1 protein-coding gene is annotated in these 2,403 nt (G+C 66.1%); it reads right to left on the reverse strand.

What is annotated here, in order from left to right:
• Positions 1-82 precede the first annotated feature (82 nt).
• Positions 83-2,403 (reverse strand): sensor domain-containing protein (locus FFS27_RS31615; protein WP_137952494.1); only part of this gene is annotated, 2,321 nt, incomplete at its 5' end.

Genomic DNA, 2,403 nt, shown 5'->3' on the forward strand with positions numbered 1-2,403 from the left:
CACGGACTCGAACCGTGGACCAAAGGATTATGAGTCCTCTGCTCTAACCGACTGAGCTATAGGCCCCCAGAAGGTCGGCGGATTATACCGGCGCTTCTCGGGGAGCGCCAATCGGCTGGCGCGGTTTGAGGAATTTGCTGGCGAACAGCTCGGCCGGCAGCGGCGGGCTGAGGACGAAGCCCTGGATCTGCTCGCAGCCTTCGTGGGTGAGGAAGCTCTGCTGGCCTTCGGTTTCCACGCCTTCGGCGATCACCGTGAGCTGCATGCTGCGGCCGAGGGCGATGATGGCGCGGGTGATGGCGGCATCGTGGGGATCGTCGGGGAGGCCGCGGATGAACGACTTGTCGATCTTCAGGATGTCCAGCGGCAGGCGCTTGAGGTAGCTGAGCGAGGAGTAGCCGGTGCCGAAGTCGTCGATCGCCAGCTGTACGCCGAGGCGCTTGAGGCCGTGGAGGACGGCGAGGGCCTCCTCGGTCTGGTTCATGATGAAGCTCTCGGTGATTTCCAGTTGCAGCCGCGACGGTTCCAGGCCGGACTGCTCCAGCAGTTGCTCGAGGCGTTCGATCAGTTGCGGCTGGCCGAGCTGGGCGCCGGCGAGGTTGACCGACAGCGGGCCGAACGGCGCGTGCAGCTTTTGCCATTCGCCCATCTGCTGGCAGGCGTGTCCCAGCACCCAGTCGCCGAGGGGCAGGATCAGGCCGCAATCCTCGGCGAGGGGGATGAAGCGCTCCGGGGAAATTTCCCCGAACAGCGGATGGTACCAGCGCACCAGTGCCTCGGCGCCGACCAGCAGGCCACTCTCCAGGCTCAGCTTGGGTTGGTAGTAGAGCTGCAACTCGTCGCGCTCGAGGGCGCGGCGCAGTTCGGTTTCCAGCGCCATGCGCTCGGTGGCCAGGTAGGTCAGTTCGCGGGTGTAGTACTCGATGCGGCTGCGGCCCCGCGACTTGGCGCGGTACATGGCGGCGTCGGCGTTCTTCACCAGGGTCGGGGCGTCGTCGCCGTCCTTGGGGAACAGGGCGATGCCGACGCTGGCGCTGACGAAGAATTCATGACCGTCGGCCTGGAACGGTGCGGTGAAGGCATTCAGCAGCTTGCGCGCGACGTGCTCGGCGTCGCTTTCCTGGTGCAGGCCTGGGAGCAGGATGATGAATTCGTCGCCCCCCAGGCGGGCCACGGTATCGACGTCGCGCAACTGGTCGCGCAGGCGTTCGGCGATGGCCTTGAGCAGCAGGTCGCCGATGGGATGGCCGAGGCTGTCGTTGATGTGCTTGAAGCGGTCCAGGTCGATGAACAGCACGGCGCCGGGACGGCTCTCTTCGCGGGCCTCGTCGAGGGCGTGATTGAGCCGGCTCTCGAACAGCAGGCGATTGGGCAGGCCGGTGAGCGGATCGTGGTGGGCCTGGTAGTCGAGCCGGGCCTGGGCGTACTTGAGGGTGGAGATATCGGCGAAGACGCCGACGAAGTGGGTGATCTCGCCCTGCGGATTGTGTACCGCGCTGATGGTCAGCCATTCGGGGTACAGCTCGCCGGTCTTGCGTCGGTTCCAGATCTCGCCCTGCCAGTGCCCGTCGCGTTCCAGCTGGTTCCACATGGCCAGGTAGAAGCTGGAGTCGTGTTGTCCGGAGGAGAGCAGGCTGGGCGAGCGTCCCAGCGCCTCCTGCTCGCTGTAGCCGGTGATCTCGCTGAAGGCGCGGTTGACCGCGGTGATGCGTTGGCGGGTATCGGTGATCATCACGCCTTCGGCGGTGCTTTCGAAGACGGTGGCGGCCTGCTGCAGCTTCTCCTGCATGAGCTGGCGCTCGGTGATATCGCGGGCGATGGTCAGCACGCAGTCCTCGCCATCGATGCTGATCCGATGGGCGGACATCTCGCACTGGCGGATGCCACCGTTGCGGTCCCGTACAGGGGCGGTGAAGCCCTGGGTCAGGGTGTGATGGCGTACCAGCGAGATCAGGCGCTTGCGGTCCTCGGTGTCGACCCACAGGCCGAGTTCGAGCGTGGAGCGGGAGATGACCTCGTCGCGGCGGTAGCCGGTGAGACGGGTGAAGCCTTCGTTCACGTCGATCAGCGTGCCGTCTTCGAGGCGGCTGATCAGCAGACCGTCGGGGTAGGCATGGAAGGCGTTGGCGAACTTCTCCTCGGAGATCCGCAGCAGTTCCTGGGTCTCCACCAGGTGGGTGATGTCGCGGATCACCACCACCAGCGCCGGGGTCTGGTCGAGGGCCACGTGCTGGGCGCTGAGCAGCGCGCTGAAGGTACTGCCATTGCGGCGCCGCAGGGGCACCTCGAGGTTGGTCAGGTTGCCGTGGCCGAGCTTTTCCAGGACCTGCGGGCCCAGGCCGGGGAGTGCCCAGATGCCCAGTTCGGTGGCGGTCTTGCCGATGGCGTCGTCGGCGGCGATGC

Source organism: Pseudomonas sp. 2VD (assembly GCF_005503585.1).
GTDB classification, from domain to species: domain Bacteria; phylum Pseudomonadota; class Gammaproteobacteria; order Pseudomonadales; family Pseudomonadaceae; genus Pseudomonas; species Pseudomonas aeruginosa.